The sequence below is a fragment of the Actinosynnema sp. ALI-1.44 genome, assembly GCF_001984155.1.
Lineage (GTDB): Bacteria > Actinomycetota > Actinomycetes > Mycobacteriales > Pseudonocardiaceae > Kibdelosporangium.
In genome coordinates this window covers 999,976-1,024,681 of the sequence record NZ_MTQO01000054.1, presented here as the reverse complement: position 1 = coordinate 1,024,681, position 24,706 = coordinate 999,976, and the positions used below count along the sequence as shown (strand labels likewise).

The 24,706-nt window shown below is 68.1% G+C and carries 17 protein-coding genes and 1 pseudogene; 6 read left to right on the top strand and 12 right to left on the bottom strand.

What is annotated here, in order from left to right:
* Nucleotides 1-17 precede the first annotated feature (17 nt).
* Entirely contained in the window at nucleotides 18-2,120 is a 2,103-nt protein-coding gene (locus ALI144C_RS51505) for a beta-propeller domain-containing protein (RefSeq protein ID WP_083754108.1), read from the bottom strand.
* A 230-nt stretch (nucleotides 2,121-2,350) separates the two neighbouring features.
* On the opposite strand from ALI144C_RS51505, the pseudogene ALI144C_RS51495 reads away from it, so the two are divergent.
* A pseudogene (locus tag ALI144C_RS51495) lies at nucleotides 2,351-3,440 on the top strand (nitric oxide synthase oxygenase).
* 7 nt (nucleotides 3,441-3,447) lie between these two features.
* Here the strand turns inward: ALI144C_RS51495 and ALI144C_RS51490 are convergent.
* The 4 genes from ALI144C_RS51490 to ALI144C_RS51475 form a co-directional block, all read right to left on the bottom strand.
* Nucleotides 3,448-3,768 carry a DMT family transporter gene (locus ALI144C_RS51490; protein ID WP_076994565.1) on the bottom strand — a complete coding sequence of 107 codons (321 nt, stop codon included), beginning with the start codon at nucleotides 3,766-3,768 and terminating at the stop codon, nucleotides 3,448-3,450.
* A gap of 160 nt (nucleotides 3,769-3,928) precedes the next feature.
* On the bottom strand, nucleotides 3,929-4,480 hold the full coding sequence (locus ALI144C_RS51485; RefSeq protein WP_237774708.1) for a TetR/AcrR family transcriptional regulator: 552 nt from the start codon (nucleotides 4,478-4,480) through the stop codon (nucleotides 3,929-3,931).
* Between the two features lie 37 nt (nucleotides 4,481-4,517).
* Nucleotides 4,518-5,999: an FGGY-family carbohydrate kinase gene (locus ALI144C_RS51480; RefSeq protein ID WP_076994563.1), complete on the bottom strand. Its 1,482-nt coding sequence runs from the start codon at nucleotides 5,997-5,999 to the stop codon at nucleotides 4,518-4,520.
* Complete coding sequence (locus tag ALI144C_RS51475; RefSeq protein WP_076994562.1) at nucleotides 5,999-7,411, bottom strand: L-fucose/L-arabinose isomerase family protein; 1,413 nt, start codon at nucleotides 7,409-7,411, stop codon at nucleotides 5,999-6,001. Before ALI144C_RS51475 ends, ALI144C_RS51480 begins: the two co-directional genes overlap by 1 nt.
* Before the next feature lie 156 nt (nucleotides 7,412-7,567).
* Here ALI144C_RS51475 and ALI144C_RS51470 point away from each other — a divergent pair, with 156 nt between their 5' ends.
* Nucleotides 7,568-8,560, top strand: coding sequence for a LacI family DNA-binding transcriptional regulator (locus ALI144C_RS51470; RefSeq protein ID WP_076994908.1), 993 nt, complete (start codon nucleotides 7,568-7,570; stop codon nucleotides 8,558-8,560).
* 399 nt (nucleotides 8,561-8,959) lie between these two features.
* Here ALI144C_RS51470 and ALI144C_RS51465 read toward each other — a convergent pair whose 3' ends face one another.
* From ALI144C_RS51465 to ALI144C_RS51445, 5 genes are all read right to left on the bottom strand, one after another.
* Complete coding sequence (locus ALI144C_RS51465) at nucleotides 8,960-11,434, bottom strand: glycoside hydrolase family 172 protein (RefSeq protein ID WP_076994561.1); 2,475 nt, start codon at nucleotides 11,432-11,434, stop codon at nucleotides 8,960-8,962.
* 120 nt (nucleotides 11,435-11,554) lie between these two features.
* Nucleotides 11,555-12,547, bottom strand: a complete 993-nt coding sequence (locus tag ALI144C_RS51460; RefSeq protein ID WP_076994560.1) for a substrate-binding domain-containing protein — start codon at nucleotides 12,545-12,547, stop codon at nucleotides 11,555-11,557.
* Between the two features lie 17 nt (nucleotides 12,548-12,564).
* Nucleotides 12,565-13,575 (bottom strand): ABC transporter permease, encoded by a 1,011-nt coding sequence (locus ALI144C_RS51455; protein WP_076994559.1) that lies wholly within the window; start codon nucleotides 13,573-13,575, stop codon nucleotides 12,565-12,567.
* A complete protein-coding gene (locus tag ALI144C_RS51450) occupies nucleotides 13,572-15,101 on the bottom strand; it encodes a sugar ABC transporter ATP-binding protein (RefSeq protein WP_076994907.1) in 1,530 nt (509 codons plus the stop codon). The genes ALI144C_RS51455 and ALI144C_RS51450 overlap by 4 nt, the downstream gene beginning before the upstream one ends.
* Before the next feature lie 83 nt (nucleotides 15,102-15,184).
* The gene (locus tag ALI144C_RS51445; RefSeq protein ID WP_076994558.1) at nucleotides 15,185-15,763 is read right to left on the bottom strand and encodes a hypothetical protein; all 579 of its coding nucleotides are present in this window, start codon (nucleotides 15,761-15,763) and stop codon (nucleotides 15,185-15,187) included.
* A gap of 147 nt (nucleotides 15,764-15,910) precedes the next feature.
* Between ALI144C_RS51445 and ALI144C_RS51440 the strand changes: the two genes are divergently transcribed.
* Both ALI144C_RS51440 and ALI144C_RS51435 read left to right on the top strand, forming a co-directional pair.
* A complete protein-coding gene (locus ALI144C_RS51440) occupies nucleotides 15,911-16,495 on the top strand; it encodes a hypothetical protein (RefSeq protein WP_042186991.1) in 585 nt (194 codons plus the stop codon).
* A gap of 38 nt (nucleotides 16,496-16,533) precedes the next feature.
* Complete coding sequence (locus ALI144C_RS51435) at nucleotides 16,534-17,190, top strand: RES family NAD+ phosphorylase (protein ID WP_076994557.1); 657 nt, start codon at nucleotides 16,534-16,536, stop codon at nucleotides 17,188-17,190.
* A 3-nt stretch (nucleotides 17,191-17,193) separates the two neighbouring features.
* Here the strand turns inward: ALI144C_RS51435 and ALI144C_RS51430 are convergent, their stop codons facing one another.
* Together ALI144C_RS51430 and ALI144C_RS51425 are read right to left on the bottom strand one after the other, a co-directional pair.
* Nucleotides 17,194-19,086, bottom strand: a complete 1,893-nt coding sequence (locus tag ALI144C_RS51430) for a S9 family peptidase (protein ID WP_076994556.1) — start codon at nucleotides 19,084-19,086, stop codon at nucleotides 17,194-17,196.
* A gap of 52 nt (nucleotides 19,087-19,138) precedes the next feature.
* Complete coding sequence (locus ALI144C_RS51425; RefSeq protein ID WP_076994555.1) at nucleotides 19,139-20,149, bottom strand: TerC family protein; 1,011 nt, start codon at nucleotides 20,147-20,149, stop codon at nucleotides 19,139-19,141.
* A gap of 335 nt (nucleotides 20,150-20,484) precedes the next feature.
* Between ALI144C_RS51425 and ALI144C_RS51420 the strand changes: the two genes are divergently transcribed.
* A complete protein-coding gene (locus tag ALI144C_RS51420; protein WP_076994554.1) occupies nucleotides 20,485-23,313 on the top strand; it encodes an alpha/beta fold hydrolase in 2,829 nt (942 codons plus the stop codon).
* 187 nt (nucleotides 23,314-23,500) lie between these two features.
* Nucleotides 23,501-24,427: an ABC transporter permease gene (locus ALI144C_RS51415; protein ID WP_076994553.1), complete on the top strand. Its 927-nt coding sequence runs from the start codon at nucleotides 23,501-23,503 to the stop codon at nucleotides 24,425-24,427.
* The last annotated feature ends 279 nt before the right edge of the window (nucleotides 24,428-24,706 follow it).

Sequence of the window (24,706 nt, the reverse complement as noted above, 5' to 3'; positions counted from 1 at the left end):
GAGGCATGTCCCAGAACTCACCGCAGAGGTATCCAGGCCCGCTGGCCCAGCTTGTCCAGATCGCTGGCCATCAGGCCGCCGTCCGATATCGTCCACAACTCGTCGCCGATCACGATCGACCGCCGGATCGTCCCCGTCGGGTGCGAAACGCGCCCGACCTGGACCAAGGCGTTGCCGTCCAGGCGGAGGACCAGCGCGTAGTTCACCGCCTGGTAGCCACCGCCCCGCAGGTTCGGGTCCCGTCCGCCCATCACCGGCACCACGACGAGGTTGCGTTCCGGCCAGTACAGGAAGGCGTGCGGGTCGTATTCCACCTCGGACGAGCCGCCTTCGATCTGCTGCTGCGCAAGACGATTCGGCGCGGCCAGGTTGTTGATGTCGAACAGCGAGACCTGGGATCCCAGTCGCCTGCCCTGCTCGCTGGCCTCCTGCCCGACGCCGAGCACCTTGCCCGGCCCGACCGGGTGCAGGTAGGCCGAGTAACCGGTGATCTTCAACTCACCGACCACCCGCGGCCTGGCAGGTTGCGACAAGTCGAGTGTGTACAAGGGATCCACCTGCCGGAAGGTGACCACGTATCCGACCGCCCCGAAGAAGCGCACGGCGTAGATGCGTTCGCCCTTGCCCAACCCGTCGACCTTGCCGACCTGGGTCAAGCCCTTGTCCCCGCGGGCAAGCACAGTGACCATGCTCTGCGTCTGCGGGACAGACCTGGCGTCGCCGGGCGGAATCCAGCCGCCGGCCGGGCCGACAGTCGTGGCGACCCGCAGGTGCCCTTCGTGCTCGGACAACGAGTACTGGTTGAGCAACGTACCGTCGACCTCGCCGGAGCCGGCGTACTTCGGCGGCCCGCTGCCGGTGACGTCGAACCGGTGGATCTGGGTCTTGCCCGGCACAGGCTGGGCATCCGGCGCGGGTTTGCCCCGCGAACCCCGCATCGGCACGATGCGGCTGGAATGGTCGTCGGCTATGTACAGGCTCTGGTCCGTGCCGTACACGGTGTCGCCGTCCGCCGCCACCGTCACCGGATCGCCCTTGTCCAACGGCTTGGTCAGGTCGATCGTGAGCACGGTGAGCATCGCGGCGCCCGAGAAGTCCTTGGCGTGGCTGACCCGGCCGCAGTCGACCAGCCTGCCTTCGGACTTCATGCCACCGCTGTCGAGGTGGTACGAGGGCAGCCATTCGTCGATCGTCGACTTGATGGCCGCTTCCCGGTTGCTCTGCTGGGCGGAGGCTTCTGACTGTGCGTACCCGTCCGGATAGGAGAACTTCAGCTGCGGCTGCGACCGCACCACGACCCGCGCCACACTGCCGATCTGACGAGCGTCGACGTACCCACCGCTTACCGACAACGTGCCCAGGATCTTCGGCGCGCCGGAGATGTCGGCCAGGACGACCTTGGACCCCCAGCCGCCGCCGGGATACCCCGGCCGCGTGGGCCGGTCGGGCGCGATCGGCGCTGGACCGTCGTAGACGACATGGTCCTGGTTTGCCACGAGCAGCGCACGGTCACCGGAGATGAGCACCTGTGAGACGTGGAGATCAGGCGTGTCCAGTGTTCCGGTGATCTTTCGCGAGGCGACGTCGACCACCTTCAGCTTCCCGTCGACCACGGAGACGATCCGCTTGCCGTCGGTCTTCACGACATCCGGCTCGTCGACGTTGCGTTCGTGGTTGTTGGTCGAGGAGTGTCCCGGCCCACTCTGCGCACCACCTTGTTGCGGCGCGCTCGCGCTGTCCTGCGCCTGTTCACGCTTCGGCAGCTGGGACCTCGGGCCCTCCGCTGTCCCAGCAGCGTTCGGCACGGCGGGGACGGCCACGCCCCCACGAGTGGTCAAGGCGTATCCGCCGCCGAAGCCGTACGGACCGATGTGCGGCAACGCGGCCTGACGCAGACCTGACAACGCTGTTTCACACGAGTCGAACGCGACAAGCGAGATCCCACCAGAAGGGAGGTCAGTGACCGTGCCCGTGGTCTGACCAGCCGTGCCGCTGACCGAGCTGCTCACCGAGCTACTGGCCGAGGCCGCGGCGACGACCCCGCCGATGACGACCGCGATCGCGGCTCCGGCGACGATCCTCGACGTGCCAACTCTCGGTAGCCCTGCTTTCCCTGCCATACACACAAGACGGTGAGACCACCGGAATGCGTTGCTGACAATATTGATAACGGTTAGATTTCGACGGTTATCGTCAGCGGCGACAGACCCGGCCGCAGCAGGCAGATGACCGACCCCCGTCGTCTGAGCAGTCGTCCGCACCTCCTCCGGCCACGGACGGACCGGTGGATCCCGACGCGGCCGCGGAGTTCCTCCAGCAGTTCCACACGGAGAACCCATCGGCCGGTGACATGGACCGGCGGCTGGCGTGGGTGATGGCAGCGATCGACCTGACCGGCACCTACCAGCACACAACCGCCGAACTCGCATACGGCGCACAGCTCGCGTGGCGCAACAGCGCCCGATGCATCGGACGGTTGTACTGGCGGAGCCTGCGAGTGCGTGACTGCGGGCGATCCGGACGACATCGCCGAACAGTGCGTCCAGCACCTGAGGCTGGCGTGGAACGGCGGCAAGATCCGGCCGTTGATCTCGGTGTTCGCCCCGCAGGCGGCCGACCGGCCCGCGCCCCGGATCTGGAACGAGCAACTGATTCGCTATGCGGCGTACCCGAAGGAGGACGGTGGTGTGCTCGGTGATCCCCGCTACCTGGGTTTTACCGGCTCGGTGATGAAACACGGCTGGCGGCCCGCGGAACCGCGCGGTGCGTTCGACGTGCTACCGCTGGTGGTCGAGACGCCGGAGTCCGGCGTGCGGCTGTACGAGTTACCCGCCGACGCGATCAGGGAGGTGCCCATCACCCACCCCGAGCCGCCGTGGCTTGCCGAACTCGGCCATCAGCAACATGCGGCTCGTGATCGGTGGCGTCTCGTATCCCGCCGCGCCGTTCAACGGCTGGTATATGGGAACGGAGATCGCGCGCGAAACTTCGCCGACACCGACCGCTACGACCTGCTGCCCGAGATCGCGCGCGGGCTGGGCCTGGACACCAGCCGCGAGACGACCCTGTGGCGGGACCGCGCGATGGTCGAACTGAACCGTGCCGTCCTGCATTCGTACGCCGCGGCGGATGTCACCATCACCGACCACCACACGGAATCCGACAGGTTCATCAAGCACTTGGACAAGGAGCAACGCGCGGGACGCACCTGCCCGGCCGACTGGAGCTGGATCGTGCCGCCGATGACCAGTTCCCAAACTTCGGTGTTCCACCGGTACTACGACACCGAGCAACTGCGGCCGGAGTTCGTCCTCGACGAGGACGCCGCGCACCGGGGCACACACGGCGCGTCGGCGGCTGCTCTCGTCACCGGTCCACTTCCGGAGGGACCGAGGCCGATCTGGCACTACCTGTACGACAACACGACTCGTTCCCCCTGAGATCGCCTCATCCCTCAGCAAGAACTCGAAGCAGCACAACCCCTGAAACGATCAGCAGGATCGGCCCGATCCGCGTGAACGAAGGCGGATCCCCGTTGACAAGAATGCCGACCACAACGGTGCCCGCGGCCCCGATTCCGGTGAAGACGGCATAAGCCGTCCCGATCGGCAGGGTCCGAACGGCCACGGTCAGCAGATATACCGCAGCACACATCAGCACCAGCGACAAAGCCGTCGGCCCCAACCGAGTGAACCCCTCGGTCGGCTTCAGGCTCAACGCCCACGCCACCTCGACAACTCCGGCGACGAGCAAGATCAACCAAGCCATGACAACTCCGTAGAAAAGTGAAACCAATCGCGCACGGAATCACGCGCCCCACAGCGGTTCCGTTGCGCGTCAACATGATTAGGCGCTTCACAGCGCTCAGCCAGGCGTGATCCCGCCTACATCCGGCAAACCGGCACGACTCAACCCCGGCTACACCACATCATCGGCCCAGCACTCCGCAGGCGAGCCGGTCAAGGCCGACGACGATCTCCTTCGTCGACAAGCCGCGTTCTTTCCGCTGGTACGTATAGACATCCGGTGCCAAGGGAGCCAGCAGCGAGTCGGCGAGCGCATCCGCTTCCGGCACTTCGGCCACAACCAGCAACGAACGGACATGCGCCCGCCAGAACCCGTAGGCGCCGGTTCGCAGCCGGGACTGGCCGACTTCGGTACCGAGTACCAGTTCGTGATGCCGCTCGAGCAGGTCGACCATCGCCGCGTAGAACGCCGTCAACCGCGCCGCCGGGTCCGCTCCCGGTCCCAGTGGCGGGGCGCCGCGCAGCAGTTGCTCCTGCAGGTCGTGTTCGTGCGCGTCGAGCAGCGCTGTCGCGATCGAGGCCACGTCCGGGTAGCGCCGGTACAGCGTCGCCCGGCCGACATCCGCCGCCTGGGCGATGTCGGCCATCGTGACGTTGCGCGCGCCCTTGGTCGCGAACAGCCGGGCGGCGGCCGACAGCACCTTCTCCTTGTTGCGCGCCGCGTCCGCTCTCACGCACCCCACTGTACACCTAAGCGGACACAGTGACCACTTAGAAGCGGTCGCCGAGCTGGTCCGCGGCGAGGAAGTGCGCCAGGTCCCGCGTCGCCGGGTACAGCGCGCGGTACTGCTCGTAGAACAGGTCGTACCTCGCGGTGCGCTCCGGGTCGGGCGTCACTGTCCTGGCCAGCGGATTCCAGTCGTCCACCGATTGACCCTGCGCGGAGGCGGCGAACATCGCCGAGCCAAAGCAGGCGCCGACGGTCTCGGCAGGCAGTTGCTGCGGCACGCCCGTCACGTCCGAGACGATCTGGGTCCACAGGTCGCCCTGGGTGCCACCACCGACCGCGACCACCCGTTGCTGTGAGCCGCCCATCACCTCGAGGTTGTGCCGCAGGCCGTACGCCGTGCCTTCGAGCGCCGCCCGGTAGATCTCGGCTTGTCCGTGGCTCAGCGTGAGCCCGGCGATGACACCCCGGGCGGCCGGGTCGAAGATCGGCGTCCGTTCCCCCGCGAAGTACGGCAGCATCAACAGTCCCCGGCTGCCCGCGGGCACGGCGGCCGCCCTGGTGACCAAGTCGCTGAAGGACCCGGCGAACAGCTGCCGCAGCCAGTCGGTGATCGCGCCCGATGTCGCCATTCCGGCCGCGAGCGAGTACGTGCCCGCGAAGGCGCCCTGGGTCGTCCACAGCGCCGGGTGGGGCCGGGGGTCAGGCACGACCTTGATCACGAACATCGTGGTGCCGTACATGACCATCACGTCACCGGGCGATCGCACGCCGACGCTGGTCGCCTCGGCCCACGCGTCGACGGTCCCCGCTGTCACCGGCAACCCCGCGGGCAGACCGGTCACCTCGGCAGCGGCCTGCGTGATCGTGCCGACGATGTCGCCCGGCCAGAACAGTTCGGGCAACTCCAGGTCCGGCGCCAGCTCCGCACACCAGTCACGTGCCCAGTCCGCCGTGTGCATGTCGTACATCGGATCGCATTGGCTCGCGGAGTGGTGGTCCAGCACGTACCGCCCGGTCAACCTGAGTACCAGGTAGGAGCTGGCCATCAGCAACAACGACATCCGTGCGAAGACATCGGGTTCGTTGCGTGCCAGCCACATCACCTTCGGGCCGACGGCTTGACTGGACAACGGCGTCCCGCCGCGCTGGAGTATCGCCTCGGCGCCCAGCCTCGCGGTCAGTTCCTCGATCTCCGCCGTCGCCCTCGTGTCCACACCGTACAGGATCGCGGGCCGAAGCGGTTTGCCGTCAGCCGACGCGGGCAGCAGGCACGGACCGATGCCGCTGACCCCGAGACCGGTGATCGGCGACGGCGCCGCGTCGGCGAGTTCCCTGGCGATCGCGACGAAGTCGTCCCACCACACGGTTTCGGCATCGTGTTCGGCCCAGCCGGGGTGCGGTGACGACACCGCGTGCGGACGGTTCGCGCGGGCGACGACCGTCCCATCCGGACGGACGAGCACCCCCTTGGAACTCGACGTCCCGATGTCGATCCCGATCAGCACAGTGTCACCAACCGTCATCAGCCCCTGGTGAACTCGTCGAGCGTCACACCGAGCAACGAGCACGCCGCGCGCACGGTGGCGCGGTGGTCACCGGGCACAGCGTGGATGTGGTTGGCGCCGAACCGGGACAGGAACACCTCGGCGGGCGCGTCCAAGCGGGCGAAGGCGTGCGGCCATTCCGGCGTCGACTGGTCCATCAACGCCTGGTTGGTCTCGTCGTCGTACGTCTCGAAGCTGCCCAGCATCAACTGCATTCGATACGCGCCGTCTTTCCGTGTCAAGCGCCCCAGCGTCATCTCGCCGGGCGCCGCGAGGTGGTGCACGGACGCGCCACCGGCGGGGAAGAAGAACACCTCCGGGTACAGGTGCACGCGCGCGAGGTTCTCGGCCGGGTCGGAACTGCGCGCCGCGTACCAGGTCGCGTGCTGTCCCGAGTTGCACAGGTCCCAGATGTCCCGATCGCCGTGGTAGTGCCGCACGTCGGCGAAGAGCACCGGCGTCCCCGTGATCTGTTTGAACAGTTGCATGGTCAACGCGCCGTCCATGTCGGCCTCGGTCGCGCAGACGTGAGGTTGTTTCGGACCGTTCCAGTCATACGGGTCGTTGAGGAACGCCTCGGCGATGTCCATCGTCGCGAAGTACTGGGTCAGCTCCGGCTGCCCCTTGATCCCGGTGAAGTCCAGGTTCCACTCGTCGATCAGCTCACGCATCGCGATGTACGAGCCGATCTGCCGCTCGAGCAGCTCCGGCGTCAGCTTCTTGCCGTCGTAGTGGACGGTGGCGTGCCGCTCCAGCCATTTCCGCGCCTTGGCCTTCTCGCCCGCGTCGGCCGATTCGGCACGCCGGACGATCTCCCACTGGTCGATCTCCTCGACGTCGATCCCGAACAGCCGTTGCCACTGGTCGGTGTTGGCGACGGCGGTGTTCATCCCCATCGGCCGTCCGCCGATCCGGCCGAACGTGGCGCCGCGCAGACCCGCGACCGCCGCCGCGGCGGTGGCGTGCGTGCCGATCGACGCGATCAGCTCCGGCGAGTCCGGATCGCCCCACAGCCGGGTGTGGGTGCGTCCGATCTGGTCGAGCGCACCGCCCGCGGCGAGCATGCCGACCATGCCCGGCTGAACGGGGTCGATGTTGGACAGCAGCAGCAACGGACCGTCGATCGCACCCGCCGCGAGCATCGTGAAGTGCGGGAAGGCCCAGACCGCGTAGTGCAGCACGGTGAGGTCGACGTCCGCCGCGGCGATCTCACGCGCGACCGAGGTCGCGAGCGTGTTGGTGCTGACCGGGCTCGACCCGCGGACCACGTCGTGGCCCGCGTCCGCCAGCCGTGCGGCCAGCTTGTCCTCGGTCTGGTGGATGAAATCGGCGATGCCGCCGTGTACGTAGTCTCGGCCGTCGGAAATGCTGATCACGCCGATTCGGGCCACGAGTCCTCCAACGCGTTCGCAGCGACACTGCCCTCGAGTTGAGTAATCGATTACTCATGACGCTATTCTCCAGGCCGAGTAGTGTCAACATCACCGCAGTGCCTCCCGTGCGCTGCAGAGACGTTCACATCAGTTCACAGAGTGAGGCCGGTGGGTGTGGCGACCATCAACGACGTGGCGACCAAGGCCGGGGTCTCGACGGCGACCGCGTCACGCGCGCTGAACGGGAAGTCCACAGTAGATCCGGCGCTGGCCTCCCGTGTGCTCGCGGCAGCGGCCGAACTGGGCTACCAACCCAACGGACCGGCCCGCAACCTGCGCCGCCAGGAGACGGCGGTGCTGGCGTTGATCATCTCGGATGTCGAGAACCCGTTCTTCACGTCGATCGCCCGCGGCGTGGAGGACGTGGCGCAGGCAGAGGGCTACTCGGTGGTGCTCTGCAACTCGGACGAAAGCCCGGAGAAGGAAAGACGGTACATAGACGTCGCGATCCAGGAAAGGGTGGCGGGCGTCGTGCTCTCACCGACCGGGACGACGACCACTGTGGACCTGCTGACCGCCAGGAGGACCCCGCTGGTGGCCGTGGACAGGGCACTGCCGTCAGCAGCGGCGGACATGGTCCTCGTCGACACGAGAAGCGCGGCCGAACAGGCAACCACCCACCTGATCACCCAAGGGTACGAACGAATCGGCTGCGTGACGGGCCCAGCGGGAATCCCGACGGCGAACGACCGCCTGGCGGGCTACAAAGACGCACTGCGAGCAGCCAAACGCCGCACGACAGCCAAGCTTGTCCGCCGCTCGGAGTACCGCGCGGACGGCGCCTACGAGGCGACGATCGACCTGCTGAACTCACCGGAACGCCCGGACGCCCTGCTGGTCGCCAACAGCACGATGGCCATCGGCGTCCTCGAAGCTCTCTCCACAATGGATCTCCGAATGGGCGAGGACGTCGGCGTGGTCGCGTTCGACGACGCCCCATGGGCACCGTTGGTCAACCCACCACTCTCAGTCGTTTCCCAACCCGCGTACGACATCGGCAAAGTCGCGGCGCAACTCCTGCTCGCCCGCATCGCGGACAGCACGCTGCCCTACACCACCACCACACTGAGCGCCACCCTCATCCCCCGCGGCAGCTCGACTCGGTGACCAGCACGCCCCACGACATGCGCCACCGAATGTCGAATCCCGCCCGGGGGACCCCCAATTTCCACACTACCGGAGGGGTCTGACAGTTCCGGCCGGCCGACGGACCCCGGGCGTCACGACACCACGCGCCACCAGCTTCCATCCGGCACAGACCACCAAGCCCCAGCGTCCCACCGCCCGCATCACCCGACCAGTCCAGGACAGGGCACGCACCACCCGCATCATGAATTCCCCCAGGGGGACCCCTGAATTTCACGTTACCAGTGGGGTCTGACAGTTCCGAGCCGGTGATCGGCTCTTGCCCGGGCAGGGGCAGGCAAGAGCCGATCCTCATGGTGCGCCTTCGACACCAGTCGGCAGAGCACCGCCACGTCGCGACTCAACCAGTCTCAACCAGTCTCAGTCAGTCTTGGTCAGCATCCGGTAGCGCGCGGCCGACCAAGCCGGTGAACCGGTCTGCGGCACAAGCCGGACCGTCACCGAACTCCTGCCCGCCACCGCACTCCCGGGCAGCTCGAACGAATCCTCCAGCCACCGCGAAGAGGTGTTGCCCAGCGGCTGGAACCAGGTTCCCACCACCACACCGTCCACGGAAACGCTTGCCTGTTGGAACGCCTCGCTCTGGTCGTTCATCCGCAACAGCCTGGCTCCCGTACTCCCCGGCGCCAGCTTCAGCGCGAACGAGATCGCGCCCGTGGTGGCGGCCACGCCGTCGGACACGGTCACCTTGTCGTCCTTGCCTTCGAAGGTCGACTGCAACGTCCGGCGGGTCTCTCCCGTCGACTGGTACCCGTGGGCCGCGCGGCTCGCGTCGTCCGCCACGTCGAGGACGTCGCTTTCGCTGAGCGCCTGCTGGGATTGTCCGTACCAGTAGGACGTCGAGCTGTAGTTCGCCGGTGCGTCGTTCACCGGGCCGTGCTGGATGTCGAAGCGCAGGTTCGACGAGAACGACACCGCCTCACCGATCATCAGGCGGTACGCCCCTGTGCAGTCGTGTTGGCAGCCGTCACCGTTCAGTTCCCATGCCGGGTTTCCCGCCAGCGGCATGGTGTACGTGATGCCGTCGCGGAAGTACCAGCCCGATTCGTAGAAGTCCTCCGTGCCGGTTCCGTAGATCGTCGGTGTCGCCGCGCCGTCCACGTACACGCGTTCGTCGCCTTCGAGGTACAGGCGCATGTTGCCGTTGGGGATCGCGCCCCGCATCGAGTGCGTCACGCCGTAGTACACGCCGCGGCCGCTTGCCTGGAGGAATGTGAAGTCCTGTCCCGGCACCGTGTTCCCGGCCTGACTGGTCGCGCGGAAGTACCCGATCCTGCCGGACTGCAACGCTGCCGCCACCGATGCGTCGGGGACGTGGTCCGTTTCGACAGTGACGTCGCCGAGTTCGACGCCGCTTTGGTTGACCAGTGTCACTGTCGCGTTGCGGGCGTACGGCATCGGCCACCAGGACGTGTACCAGCCGTCCGGCGCCGTGTCGATCGAGGACATCAACGTCATCGTGTCGTACTCGCCCAACCCCGAGCCGAAGAACTCGCCGAGCGGGGCGTCCACGCCTGTCTTGCCGTCGAACGAGATCACGATCCGCACACCGCTCAGCAGCGCGTCCGACCTCGTCACGTCCGCGGGCGCGACGGGATAGCGGAACACCCGGTAACCCTGCCAGTTCAGACCTTTGATCGTGTACCCGTGCGCTTGCTCGTCGCCGGGGTGGTTCGGGCCGACGTCCACCACGTCCGTACGACGCCAGTCGCCGAGGACGTTGCTGTGCACGGCGTAGCGGAACTCGTTCACGTCCAGGTCGGACGACACGTACTCGTTCAGCACGGTCAGCGCCGACTTGCCCGCGGTCAGCGCAGGCGGGATCTGGATGGTCTGGTCACGCCACTCGCCCGTCGGGATCCGCGGCCCGCTTTCCCAGAACCCCACCTGGGTCCCGTCGACGACCAGCCGCGCACGCTGGTTGCCCACCTGCGGGTCGTAGCGCCTGGTCAGCCGGACTCCGGAGTTCGCGGGGTCGATCGCGACCTTGAACGTCGTCGACCCGCCCACCGCGAACGCCCGCCCGTCGTCGCCGACCCGGGGACTGGCCACGATCTGCGGGATCTTCACGCGCAACTGGGTCAGCCAGCCCGATCCGGCCAGCGCGGCCACGTTCTTGGACTTGCCGGGCGCGACCGCGCCCTTGGCCACCGGTGCCTTGGTCGCGGCGACGCCCTTGGGATCGCGGATGCCGTACCCGCGCAGCTTCGCGACCACGTCGAGCGCCTTGTCGGCGGGGTCGAACGTCTGCACGCCGTCGGCGTCCGCGAAATCGCGGTACGACACGTGGTAGAAGAGCGGGTTCGCCTGCACGGTCACCCGCATCGACTCGCGGTACGGCATCGGCACCTTGACCACCGCGCCGCCGGAGGTGTCGTCGCCGTTGCCGACCAGAGGCCACACCCATGGCGCGCCGAGTTTCCCGTCGACGACTTCCTGCAGGAGGTCGTCGAGGACGACCCGGCCGTCCAGCTCGATCTTGATCCGGCCGTTGTTGACCATCGAACCGAAGTCGCGGGTGAACCACATCGAGTCGATCTGCCCCGCGCCGGTCCGCTCGGCGATCACGCACCCGGTCGCGGTGGTGCGCAGGCACGAATAGGTGCCGACGAAGCCGTCGTCGTTGCCGCCCGCGCGGTCGAAACTGGAGAACTGCCGCGACATGGCGCCAGGTCTCATCGCCGCCAGCTGGTCCATCTGGCGATAGACCTGCCAGCCGATCGGGCCCTTGTCCGTCGCACTCGTAACCCGCGGTGCCGCGTGGGCGACACCGCTGACCGAGCTGAGGACGAGGGCGGAGATGATTGTGGATGCGAGCAGGGATCCGAAGCGCATCCCGCCTCCTCATATGGTGTTGTCAGCCCGGGCTGCCCTCACGCCGCCCCGGGATGTGCAACCAATGTGGCTTTCGTTGCGCCAGGCGCTACGAAGGCCACATTGGTTGCAAAACTGTGTTCAGTTGCCGGAGTTCTCCTTCGCGTAGACCTGTGCCGCGTTTTCCTTGGTGATCAACTGTGTTTTCAGCGTCTGTGTCTTGGGCACCTGCTGGCAGTCCACCAGGATCTTCTTGGCCGCCTCGACCGCTTCCTTGCCCGCGGTCGGGTAGATCAGCGTCGCCGACAGGCGCCCGGCTTCGACGGCCTTCAGGCCACCGGACGGGATCGGCAGCCCGTCGATCCCGATGAACTTCAACGCGTCCTGCCTGCCCGCTGCTCGTGCGGCCAGGTAGGCGCCTTCGGCCATCGGATCGTTGTGCGCGTAGATCACCGAGACGTCCGGGTTGGACTTGAGGATCGCGTCGGCCTTCTCCTGGCCCTTCTCCCGCAACCAGTCGCCGTCCTGGCTGACCGCGATCTCGATCTTGCGGCCGCGGATCGACTCGCGGAACCCGTCGCCGCGTTCCTTGGCGGGCGTCGACCCGGCCAGGCCGCGGATCTCGGCGATCTTGCCGCCGTCGGGCAGCAGCTGCTCGGCGACGTACTTGCCCGCCTGGCGGCCGATCTCCACGTTGTCCGCGCCGATCCAGGTGGTGTAGGCGTCGCCTTCCACCTTGCGGTCGAGCACGATCACCGGGATGCCCTTGTCGTAGGCCTTCTTGACCACGCCGGTCAGCGGTTTGGCCTCGTTCGGGCTGATGATCAGCAGGTCGATCTGCTGGGTCAGGAAGTTCTCGACGTCGGACACCTGGCGGGAGTTGTCCTGCTGGGCGTCGGTGAAGCGGACGTCGAACTGCGGTACCGCCTTGGCCGCGGTGCGGATGTCGTCGTCCATCCGCTGCCGGTACGGCTCGGCCACGTTGGCCTGGCTCATCCCGATGACGTACTTGCCGCCGGCGCCCTTGCACTGCGTGTTCGACGCGGGTCCGCCGGAACGGTTCTCGCTCGTCGTCCCGCAGGCCACCAACGAGCCGAGCGCCACGGCGACTCCCAGGAACGCCAGTCCTCGCATGTCTCGTCCTCTCTGCCTCAGGTGGACGGCCGCAGCTGTTGCAGGCCTGCCGCCACCACGATCACAAGCCCTTTGATCAGGAGCTGGACGTTCGTGTCGACGCCGTTGAGCGCCAGGATGTTGTTGAGCACGCCGAGCAGCAGCGCACCGGCCACGGTGCCGACGACCGAGCCGCGCCCACCGGCGAGACTCGTTCCACCGACGACCACCGCGGCGATCGCGTCGAGTTCGTAGCCGAGACCGTCGTTGGGGCTGCCCTGGTTGAGCTGGCCCGCGTGGATGATCCCGGCCAGTGCGGCGAGCAGCCCGCAGATGCCGAACACCGCGATCTTGACCCGCTTGACCGGCACACCCGACAGCCGAGCGGCCTTCTCGTTGCCGCCGATGGCGTACACGTGCCGGGAGAACGCCGTGCCACGCAGGAAGAGGATCGCCAGTGCCGCCACCACGACGAAGATCAGCGCCGGGATCGGCACCAGGCCGTTGAAGGTCCGCTCTCCCAGCAGGGAGAACGCCACCGGCGCCTCGCCGGGCCCGTCGCCGTAGGGGATCGCGATGCCCTGCCCGCCCGACCAGATCCGCGCCAGTCCTCGCGCGCACTGCAGCCCGGCCAGGGTGACGATGAACGCCTGGATGCCGAACACGGCCGACGCGACGCCCTGCAGCAGGCCGAAGCCGAGCCCGACGGCCAGCACGACCAGCACGGCCGGGACGAGGCCGAAGTCGTTCTCCACCAGAAGAACCGCCGACCCGGCCGCGGCGAGCCCGAGCATCGCGCCGACCGAGAGGTCGATGCCGCCGATCAGGATCACGAACGTCATGCCGACCGCGATGATCCCGATCTCCGACACCGCCCGCACCACGTTGAACAGGTTGTCGCTGGTGAGGAACAGCAGTTCACCGTTGCGGCTCGGCGAGAAGACGATCGCGGCGATGAACACCGCCACCAGGCCGAACAGGCTTTGGAAGCGGAACACCGTGGCCAGCGCGCTCTCCCGACGGCTCCGCACGAAATCCGTACCGGTCATAAGGCGACGACCTCCCCCATGGCTGCCGCGAGCACCTCGGCCTCACCGGCCTGCGAGGTCCGCAGCTCCGCGACATCGCGCCCGCCGCGCAACACGACCACCCGGTCGCACACGCCCACCAGCTCGGCCAGTTCCGACGACGCGAGCAACACACCCATCCCGCGCTGCGCGGCCTGGCCGAGCAGCTGGTAGATCTCCGCCTTGGCGCCGACGTCGACCCCCCGCGTCGGTTCGTCCAGCAGCAGCAGTTCCGGTTCGGTGAGCAGCATCCGGCCGAGTACGACCTTCTGCTGGTTGCCGCCGGACAACGCGGAGACGGGATCACGCACCGACGCCAGCTTGATGCTCAGGTCACGCACGATCCGCGTGGTCTCCGCCGTTTCCCGCCGCCGCGACACCACGCCCAGCCGCGCGATCCTGTCCACAACGGACAGTACGGTGTTGGCGAGCACCGAGTGGCCGAGCGCCAGGCCGGAGATCCGGCGGTCCTCCGGCATGTAGACCACGCCGGCGCGGATCGCCGAGCGCGGCTTGCGGCGGCCGGTCGAGCGGCCCTTGAAGACCACCGATCCCTGCCAGCGCCCGCCCGCGCCGAACAGGGTCTCCAGCAGTTCGGTGCGGCCAGCCCCCAGCAGGCCCGCCAGCCCGACGATCTCGCCTCGGCGGACGGTGAGACTGATCCCCGCGGGGTCGCGGCGCCCCGAGCGTGCTCGGGGGACGACGAGATCCTTGACCTCCAGCAGGATCTCGCCGGAGGTGACGTTCTCGTGAGTGGTGAACATCGCCCGCATCGGGCGGCCGATCATCGCCTCGGCGGCCTGGTCCGCGGTCATGTCGCGCGCGTCGAACTCGGCCACGACCGATCCGTTGCGCAGGACGGTGGCCCGGTCGGCGATCCGGCCGATCTCGTCCATCCGGTGCGAGATGTAGACGATTCCCGCACCGGATCGGCGTAACTCGCCGATCACGGCGAACATCCGGTCCACTTCGGCCGACGACAGCGCGGACGTCGGCTCGTCCATGATCAGCACCTTCGCGTCGAGCGAGAGCGCCTTCGCCACGCTCACCAACTGCTGTTCGCCGGTGCGCAGCTCGCCGACGTGCCGCCGGGGGTCCAGGTCGATTCCGGTGCGGCGCAACAGGTTCCCGGTTTCACGCAGCATCGCGCGCCGGTCGAGCGTGCCGAACGGGGTGCGCGGTTCCCTGCCGAGGAAGATGTTCTCCGCGACCGAAAGCCCCGGCACGAGGTCGAGTTCCTGGTGGATCATGGCGATTCCGGCGCGTTGCGCGTCGGCCGGGCCGTGGAAGCGGACGGGTTCGCCGTCGACGGTGATCGTTCCGGTGTAGTCGGTCAGATCGCCGGACAGCACGCGCATCAGCGTCGACTTGCCCGCGCCGTTCTCGCCGAGCAGCGCGTGCACCTCGCCTGCCCGGACCGTGAGGTCCACGTCGTGGCAAGCCCTGACCCCGCCGTAGGACTTGCTGATCCGCAGCAGCCCCACCAGTGATGCGACACCGTTGTCCATCCACACCCCGCCCTGAGGCCGAGTAAACGATTACCCGAGACGCTAGGGTGACCACTCCGACGTGTCAAGCGCCGACCGAATGATCAGGAAGTCGGTTGCCGGTCAACCACAGCGCGACCGCGCGGCGAAAGCCGGTAGCCCACTTCGAGGCTCTCGGTGAGGCCGAGTTCCTTGAGCTTGCGAACGTCCGCTTTGAACTGGAGCGTCTCGCGGCCGAGCGACGCCGCCAGATCGGGGGCACGCACTCCCGGCCGCGCGGCGATCAGCGAGAGCACGGCGAACGTCCACGGGCCGCGTTTGCTCCGTTCGTCCATCCGGCGCAGCGTCGAGGAGATCAGCGCGACCTCCTCCGGCGACGGCAACGACTCGCGCAACGACACCCGTGGGTCGTCGCCGACGAACCGCAACGCCGCTCTGTACACGTCGCCGTCACGGCCCGTGAGAGACGATGTCAGTTCAGCGAGGGTGTTGTATCCCGCCAACCGGGCGTCCTTGGCGGTGATCCTGCGTAGCGGGACCCGCTCGACGGAGTCGATCGCGAGCACGCCGACAGCGGTCTTGAGGGTTCCGCCCGCCTTCACAGTCGGCCTGCTCCAGCGGCGGAACGCGAGGGTGACCGCGCCCGCGCGGATCCGCTCGAGGACGTTCTGCCTGATCAGCATCGTTCATACCTCTCGACAGGAGCCTGCCCGGACGGCATAGTGGTGGAAGTTGCACGCACAGTGTTGGACTATGTGCGATTCGTATCCACCTTCGTGAATTTCTTCACAAAGGCGCACGAACCCGCACATCCGCGCTAGTCTAGGCGCATGAGTATTGCGCTGGAGACGGTTTTGGCCAAAGCAGGGCTGCGGGTCACCCCCGGCGAGTTCCTCGGCCTGGTCGAGGACGCGGCGAGGCGGTTGTCCCCGCCCAACCCGAACCCCGCCGAGTACTTCTCAGCCGACCAGCGCGAGACCCTCACCGAAGTGGGCCTGGACCTGCGCCCACGCCGCCCGGACGAGGTCGACTCGCGTGCGCGTGCCGTCGCCGCACAGGCCGTGCTGCGGGACTCCGCTCTGACGGTGTCCGACGCGGCCACGACCATCGGCGTGGACACCAGCCGGATCAGGCACCGCCTCGCGGCGGGCAGGCTCGTCGGCTGGAAGGACCGCGGTGGCTGGCGGCTGCCCGCGTGGCAGTTCACCGGCTCGGGCGTACTGCCCGGCCTGGAGACCGTGCTGGCCGCGCTGCCCATCGACCAGCCGCCCCTCGTGGTGGCGGCGTTCATGACCACCCCGCAGGAGGACCTGCTGATCAGCGGCGAACCGGGCACCCCGCGGCAATGGCTGCTCGCCGGCGGCGATCCGGATAGGGTTGCCGCGCTGGCAGCCGTCCTCGGAACCCCGGCGTGACGGCAGGGACAACCTGACCGGCTGACGAACAGACACGTATGGCTCGGCTCCCCCAGCCACCGACTCCGGCTGCGCTCAGGTCGCTGCTGCGGGTGGACGAGGACATTGTCGCGGTGCACAGTGGCACGCGCCTTGTCCGGATCTTCGCAGCGGGTGGCGCGCACCGCCAGCGGTGGAACTCCTTCCGCTACACCGGCCCGCTCCCGCACGGCCGGTTCGACCCGCACCCGCTCGGCCCCGAGGGCCGTCCGGCCGACAGCCCCGGCAACGGCGTGCTGTACTTCGGCCTGTCGGTGCGCACCAGCCTCGCCGAGGTGTTCCAGTCGACCTCCATTGTGGACAGGTCGACCCGGCGGCCGCACCTCGTCGTGTTCCGCCCGCAGCGCACGCTGCGCCTGCTCGACCTCTCAGGTCTCTGGCCGACGAGGGCCGGTGCCTCGCAGGAGCTCTCCAGCGGCGCGAAGGCGCTGACCCAGGCGTGGGCACGGGCGATCAGGGCGGCGCACCCCGAACTCGACGGCGTCTGGTACCGATCCTCCATGGACGGTGGAGAACCCGCGATCTGCCTGTTCGACCCGCCGTCGGGCACCGCGATCCCGCCCGCGCCCGACATGCTGCTGCCGCTCGACCACCCCGGCCTCGACCTGCCGCTCGGCCGGATCTGCGAGGAGCTGAACTACACGCTGTTGAGCTGAGAGTCAGCCGAGGTGCCGCGACCACCATTCGAGCACGGCGTCGAAGCGTTCCTTGCGGTGGAGTGGCCTGCCGGAGCGGGTCAGCTCGTGCCCCTCGGCGGGGAACAGCAGGAGTTCCGCCGGGGTTCCCTGCTTGCGCAGCGCCACGAACATCCGCTGGGCCTGCTCGACCGGGCACCGCCAGTCGTGCTCGGAGTGCACCACGGCGAACGGGATCCTGATCCGATCGGCGTACGTCAACGGGCTCGTCTTGAGCTGCGTCTCCCTGTCCGCGCCGACGTACAGCTCAACGAACATGTAGCCGATGTCGGAGCTGCCGAAGAACGAGTCCCATGCGTTGACAGCACGTTCGCTCCACGCGGCCCGGAATCGCCGGCCGTGGTGGGCCGCCAGCCAACTGGTCATGAACCCGCCGTAGGAACCGCCCATCACACCCACGCGAGACGCGTCGGCCTCCGGTAACGCCAGGGCCTCGTCCAGCAACGCCAGCACGTCGTCCACGTCGACGGTGCCGAACCCGTGCACGATCGCCTGCCCGTGCGACTGGCCATAACCCGCGGAACCACGCGGGTTCGGCAACACGACGAGGTAACCGGCCGCGGCGTAGACCTGGGCCTCGTCGAGCAATCCCCAGCCGTGGTACGAGAACGGGCCGCCGTGCACGGCGAGCACCACCGGGTGCGGGCCGGGGCCTTCGGGCAGCACGACCCAGCCGTGCGACTCGTAGCCGTCCGGCGACCGGCCGGTGAGCTCCCTGACCTCGCACAAACCACTGTCACGCAGCGGTTGCGAGAAGTCGGCCACGACCGTGTCACCGACGACGACCCGACCGGCGCTGTCCGGAGTGGACACACTGACGGCGAACCTGGTCCCGTCCACCGCGAACGCCTTGACCTTGCTCCTGGCACCGGCCAGCAAGGTGGTCTCGGCGAGCGGCACGGCGGACGCGGACAGCGGGACCTGCCGGAGTTCGGCGGCACCGCGGTTGAGCGCGACGAAAACCACGGACGATCCCATCAGCTGGGGAGCGATGCCCTCCTCGCAGCAGACCGTCTCCTGGTCGGTGAGTTTGCGCGGCCGCTGCGGCTGGGTGAGATCCAGGGGCGCCGCCCAGACGCTGGTGTTCACCGCGGCCGCGTGGTCGCCATCGAACTCCCGGCCCTGGAACACGACAACCCCGTCGCCGACGACCGGGCAGTGCGCGTCACCGGGGACTTCGACGACCACGACTGGTGCGCCGCCTGTCGCCGGGACCGCGTAGAGGCTGGCGCGCTGGGATTCCCGTGCGCCCCAGTCGGCCGGTGCGGGGAAGACCACGTGGGCGCTGTCCGGGGTCCAGGCGGGTTTGCCCACGTCACAGGCACCGTCGGTGAGCTCGGTGAGCCCACCGACGAGGTCCGTGACGAACAGCCGGGGGCGCCGGTCGAGGATGAACCCGATGTCGTCCCACCGGTAGTCCAGCCGGGTGATCCGCCGGTGCGACTCGGCGCCCGGCTTGGCGTCCCGAACGTAGCGGCCCTCGTCGGGAACCCGGGCGACGAACGCGATCCTGGTGGAGTCCGGCGACCAGACCGGCGCCTGCACGCCGAGCGGGAGATCGGTCAGCGCGCGTGCGTCCCCGCCGCCGGTTGGCTGGACGTGGAGCTGTGGTCGGTCCTCCGCGGACGTCCTGCGCAGGAACGCGACCCAGTTGCCGTCCGGTGAGATGGCCGGTTCACCGTCGTAGAGCCCGTGCGACCAAGGACTGCTGCCTGATCCGTCGACGGCCACCCGGTGCAGGGCACTGACGTAGCTGTTGCTCGACAGATCGGGGTGAGCCACTGCGACCAGCAGCAGCTCACCCCGGAGGCTGATCGAGTCGGTGGTCGCGAGCAGCTCGATGTCATCTGGGCGCACACGCAGACGCTACCCGATACTTAGCGAGGCTTACGACCTTCGAAAGGACGTCTCACCTCGAAGTCGTGACCGAGGTGTCGCCTGACTCCTTGGCCTTGTCCCGCTTCGTCTTGATCAGGCTCGCGACCGTGGTGATCGCCAGTACCCCGATGATGACGCTGAGCGACACGGCGATGTTCGGCACCCAGACGTTCAGGTGCTCGCCGCCGTTGATGAACGGCAACTCGTTCGTGTGCAGCGCTTCGAGAACCAGCTTCACACCGATGAACGCCAAGATCGCCGCGAGACCGATCTGCAGGTACACGAGCTTGCTGAGCAGACCGCCCAGCAGGAAGTACAGCTGGCGCAGACCCATCAGCGCGAACGCGTTGGCCGCGAAGACCAGGAACGGCTCCTTGGTCAGGCCGAAGATCGCCGGGATCGAGTCGACCGCGAACAGCAGGTCCGCCGTGCCGATCGCGATCATCACGATGAACATCGGGGTGACCATGCGCTTGCCCGCGACCTTCACGAACGACTTGGAGCCGTGGTACTCGTCGGTCACCGGGAGGAACTTGCGCGCCAGCTTCGTCGCGCCGTTCTCCTTGTACTCCTCGTCCTCGTCGTCGTGGTTCGACTTGAGGAAGGTGTACGCGGTGTAGATGAGGAACGCGCCGAACAGGTAGAACACCCAGCTGAACTCCGCGATGACCGCGGCTCCGGCGAGGATGAAGATGCTGCGCATCGCCAGCGCGAGCAGTATCCCGATCAGCAGCACCTTGTGCTGGTGGATCGCGGGCACTTTGAACGCGCCCATGACCACCAGGAAGACGAACAGGTTGTCGACCGACAACGAGTACTCGGTGATGTAACCGGCGAAGAACTCACCGGCCGGTTGACCACCGGCGAAGTACCAGAGGCCGAGTCCGAACACGACCGCACAGGCGACGTAGAACGTCACCCACCTGGCGGCTTCACCGATGGTGACCTCGTGGGGCTTGCGGTCGACGATGACGAGATCGATCGCGAGCAGGACGAGAAGTCCGGCGATCGTCGCGATCCACAACCACACTGGCACACTCATGGGTCACCTCCGGTCAGGCGGGCATAGCCGTCCACCGGAGGTCTCTTCCGCCAGTGCGCCACTCGCGCACAGACCGACGGCGCCGGGCTCATTACCACTGGTCCCAGCGGTCGAGATCCGTGTTGACGACACCGCCGCGAAGGAATACTCCCCTCCACTGCAGCCCTTATTGTCCCCATCGGCTCGCCCGGACGCCAGGCGGAGTCCCCCATCCGGTTGTTGTTCTTGGTCACATCGCCCATTCGGCCGGTCCTCGGGCAGCCGGTCGGTCACCCACAGCGAGTTCCCACAGCGAGTTCTCAGCAAAGTTCCAATACGGTTCGCTCGTGCCCCGAATGTCCAAGACCCGCCTCCGCTGGCTGGCGCTCACGCTGGCCGCCGTGATCGTCGCGGCAGGAGTTCTGATCTGGGTCAACAGCGGGTCCGACGGACCCACGATCGCCACGGAGAACCGGTTGGTCTCCAGCGGCGACGCCCAGCTTGACACCACCCTCTACCTGCCAGAACAGACACCGGCACCAGCTGTGCTGGTCGCGCACGGGTTCGGTGGCAGCAAGGAGAGCGTCGACGCGGACGCCCGCGAACTCGCGCAGCGCGGCTTCGTCGCGCTGGCGTGGACCGCCCGCGGCTTCGGCCGCAGCACCGGCCAGATCGCGCTGAACGCGCCGGACGCCGAGGTCGCCGACGTCAGCAGGCTGATCGACGAGCTCGCCAAGCGCCCGGAGGTGCAAAAGGACGGTACGGATCCCAAGGTCGGTATCACCGGCGGGTCCTACGGTGGCGCGATCTCGTTGCTGGCGGCCGGATACGACAAGCGCATCGACGCGTTGGCGCCTGTGATCACGTACAACGACCTCGGCCAGGCGCTGATCCCGAACTCGGCGGCGACGACAGGCCAGCAGCTGCCGAACACGCCGTCCGCCAACGCTTTCGCCGCGCAGGGTGTGTTCAAGCGCTCCTGGGCAGGCGTGTTCTTCGCGGCGGGCATGGGCGGGGCGAGCTTCGCCAACCCGAGCGTGGACGCCTCCGAGCCGGGCAGCGACGACAACAGCAACCAACTGGCCGCGCAGGACCCGGCCGCCGCTGCCGCGGGCGGCACACAGGGCGGCCCGCCGCCCGGCGGGCGTGGCGCGGTCCAGCCGAACGGCCCATGTGGCCGGTTCACCCCGCAGGTCTGTGCCGCGTACACGGAACTGGCCACCACCGGCAAGGCCAGCCAGGCCACCGTGGACCTGCTGCGGTCGGTGTCGCCGGTGTCGGTGACCGACCGGATCACCCAGCCGACCATGGTCGTGCAGGGCGAGCAGGACACCCTCTTCGGCCTCGACCAGTCCGACGCGACCGCGCGGCAGATCACCGCGGCCGGGGGCAAGGTCAAGGTGGTCTGGTACGCGGGCGGGCACGACGGCGGCAAGCCGGGCCCGGGCCTGCGCGCGAAGATCGCCGACTGGTTCGACTTCCACCTGCGCGGCCGGGGCGCCGACCCCGGCACGGACTTCGAGTACGCCGTGCAGGGCGCGATCAGGGCACAGGGCGCGCCCAGCGTGCGGACCATGACCGCGGCGGGCTATCCCGGCCTGAGCGGATCCGCGACCGAACGCCGCCCGATCACGCTGGCCGGTCCACAGCAGACGATCGTGAACCCGCCCGGCGGCAACCCCGGGTCGATCACGAGCATGCCCGGCCTCGGCTCGGTGGTCGCCGGATCGTCCAGACTGGCCAGCAGGCTCGCGGTGGACATCCCCGGCCAGGTGGCCAGGTGGCGCAGTGAGCCGTTGACCGGCCAGCTGCTCGTCAGCGGCTCGTCCACGATCCGGATGCGCGTCGAACCGGTACCCGGTGTGCCGGTGCCGCCCGACGGGGTGGTGCTGTTCGCGAAGCTCTACGACGTCGCCGGGGACGGAACGCGGACCCTGCCCGCGTCGGCCGTGTCACCGCTGCGGGTCACACAACTGCCCGCGGACGTGACCGTGACCCTGCCGGGAATCGTGCGGCCGATCGAAGCGGACCACCGGATCGAGGTCGCGGTCACCACGACCGACCAGGCGTACGCGGTGCCCGCACAACCCGCCGCCGTCACGGTCTCGCTGACCGACACGGCACTGCAGGTACCGGTCGTGCCGGGGACGCGCTCGACCCAGACCCCGCCGATGTTCGCGCTCGTCGGCATCGGTGTCGTGATCGGACTGGTCATCGTGGTGGCGATCGTCGCCGCGATCCGCAGGCGCCGCGCCGACGACGTCGACCCCGCGCTGACCGACGTGCCGCTGGTGATCGAGAACCTGGCCAAGGAGTACCCCGGCGGCCTGAAAGCCGTGGACGGGCTGTCCTTCCGGGTCGAGAAGGGCCAGGTGCTCGGCCTGCTCGGGCCCAACGGGGCGGGCAAGACGACCTCGCTGCGGATGCTGATGGGCCTCATCCAGCCGACCGAGGGCTCGATCAGGGTGTTCGGGCACAAGGTGCACGCCGGTGCGCCGGTGCTGTCCCGGATCGGGTCGTTCGTGGAGGGCTCCGGTTTCCTGCCGCACCTGTCCGGTGAGGCGAACCTGCGGCTCTACTGGGCGGCGACGGGACGTCCGCTGGAGCACGCGCACTTCGACGAGGCGATCGAGATCGCCGGCCTCGGCCACGCGGTGCGCCGCAAGGTCAAGACCTACAGCCAGGGAATGCGGCAGCGGCTGGCGATCGCCCAGGCCATGCTCGGCTTCCCGGACATGCTCGTGCTGGACGAACCGACCAACGGGCTCGACCCGCCCCAGATCCACCAGATGCGCGAAGTGCTCAAGCGCTACGCCGCCACCGGACGCACAGTGCTGGTCTCCAGCCACCTGCTCGCCGAGGTGGAACAAGCGTGCACGCACGTGGTCGTGATGCACCGCGGCAAGCTCGTCGCCGCGGGCGAGGTCGCGGACATCGCGGCGGTCGGCGGCGAGGCGACGTTCCGCGTCGACCAGCCCGACCAGGCGGCATCGGTCCTGGGTGGACTGGCCGGTGTCACGGGCATCGAGGTCGACGGCAGGCAGGTGCACGCCAACCTCGACGGCACACCGCGCGCCAAGGCACTCGGTGCTCTGGTGGCAGCGGGCGTCGCGGTCGAGCAGGCGGGCCCACGCCGACGCCTGGAGGACGCGTTCCTCGAACTGGTGGGGGAGAACAAAGCATGAAATCCCCACTGCCCACCCCGAAAACGCCCACCAAACAGTCCCCCACCCAACCCGGGGGGCGTCCCTGCTCCAGTCTATCGGGGGTAAAGGCTGGTCAAAGGGTTACTGGCCGGTTGTGGACAACTGGATTTGACAACGGTCCATTGGCTCCGGGATCACCCGAACGGTCGACGGGGGAAGGAGAGGCGTGAGTACCAACAATGTGCACACTGACCCCACGGCCATCGGGGCGATGGAGGAAGCGGCCTCCCACGAACACCTGAAAGTCCAGCCGGACGGGTCGGTCGTCGGCTACAAGGCGAGCCGCACCCTCAGGATCCGGGTGGAGCTGGCCAGGCAACTGCGCAGGCGCCGGACCCAGTTGATGCTGGGCCTGCTCGTGCTGCTGCCGGTCGTGCTGGTGATCGCGTTCCAGATCGGACAGTCCAACCCGAACCGCAGGCAGGGCACGTTCGTCGACCTCGCGGTGGCGAGTGCGCCGAACTTCGTGGTGTTCGCGTTGTTCGTGTCGGGCACGTTCCTGCTGCCGATGATCGTGGCGATCTTCTTCGGCGACACGATCGCGAGTGAAGCGTCCTGGTCGAGCCTGAAGTACCTGCTGGCGATGCCGATCCCGCGGCATCGGCTGATCGCGCAGAAGGCGATCACGTCAGGGATCCTGTCGTTGTTCGCGCTGTTGCTGCTGCCGTCGGTGTCGTTGCTGATCGGCGTGATCTGGTACGGCGCGGGCGAAGCGGTCAGTCCGACCGGCGACGCGGTGTCGTTCGGCGACGGCGTCACAGCCATCTACGCGGCGACCATCTACATCGCGATCAACCTGCTGTGGGTGGCCGCGTTGGCGTTGTTCCTCTCGGTGTCCACCGACGCTCCACTCGGCGCGGTCGGCGGCACGGTGCTGGTCGCGATCGTCTCGCAGATCCTCGACCAGATCACCGCGTTGGAGGACCTGCGCAACTACCTGCCCACGCACTACGCGTTCGCCTGGTCAGACCTGATCTCCACCGACATCGACTGGTCGGAGATGACGAGGGGCGCGTTCTCGGCCGTGTGCTTCGCGGCGTTCTTCGGGTTTCTCGCCGTCCGCAAGTTCACGCGCAAGGACATCACGAGCTAGCACCGCGCAGGGGGAAGGGCGACCGCCTCGCCGAGGTGGTCGCCCTTTCCGGCCGTTGAACACCTCACTCACTGACTCCGGCGCATCACCGACCGCTGGAAAGACGGTCCTGATTCACCCGGGGCACGAGCGGAATCGGCGCCGCAACCGCTCGGCTCCTGCTCGCGCGCGGCCACCAGGTCGCCCACCGGACGCGACCCTGGTCGGCTCAGGGCCTTCCTCGACGAAGTCGGTCAGCCCGTCTGACACCAGGCAGGTGGTGGGGAACCGGCCACACCA

Excerpts from the sequence above, each read along its gene's own strand:
- ALI144C_RS51505 (WP_083754108.1), bottom strand. The coding sequence starts at position 2,120 with ATGGCAGGGAAAGCAGGGCTACCGAGAGTTGGCACGTCGAGGATCGTC.
- ALI144C_RS51490 (WP_076994565.1), bottom strand. The coding sequence starts at position 3,768 with ATGGCTTGGTTGATCTTGCTCGTCGCCGGAGTTGTCGAGGTGGCGTGG.
- ALI144C_RS51480 (WP_076994563.1), bottom strand. The coding sequence starts at position 5,999 with ATGACGGTTGGTGACACTGTGCTGATCGGGATCGACATCGGGACGTCG.
- ALI144C_RS51465 (WP_076994561.1), bottom strand. The coding sequence starts at position 11,434 with ATGCGCTTCGGATCCCTGCTCGCATCCACAATCATCTCCGCCCTCGTC.
- ALI144C_RS51460 (WP_076994560.1), bottom strand. The coding sequence starts at position 12,547 with ATGCGAGGACTGGCGTTCCTGGGAGTCGCCGTGGCGCTCGGCTCGTTG.
- ALI144C_RS51455 (WP_076994559.1), bottom strand. The coding sequence starts at position 13,575 with ATGACCGGTACGGATTTCGTGCGGAGCCGTCGGGAGAGCGCGCTGGCC.
- ALI144C_RS51450 (WP_076994907.1), bottom strand. The coding sequence starts at position 15,101 with ATGGACAACGGTGTCGCATCACTGGTGGGGCTGCTGCGGATCAGCAAG.
- ALI144C_RS51445 (WP_076994558.1), bottom strand. The coding sequence starts at position 15,763 with ATGCTGATCAGGCAGAACGTCCTCGAGCGGATCCGCGCGGGCGCGGTC.
- ALI144C_RS51440 (WP_042186991.1), top strand. The coding sequence starts at position 15,911 with ATGAGTATTGCGCTGGAGACGGTTTTGGCCAAAGCAGGGCTGCGGGTC.
- ALI144C_RS51435 (WP_076994557.1), top strand. The coding sequence starts at position 16,534 with ATGGCTCGGCTCCCCCAGCCACCGACTCCGGCTGCGCTCAGGTCGCTG.
- ALI144C_RS51425 (WP_076994555.1), bottom strand. The coding sequence starts at position 20,149 with ATGAGTGTGCCAGTGTGGTTGTGGATCGCGACGATCGCCGGACTTCTC.
- ALI144C_RS51420 (WP_076994554.1), top strand. The coding sequence starts at position 20,485 with ATGTCCAAGACCCGCCTCCGCTGGCTGGCGCTCACGCTGGCCGCCGTG.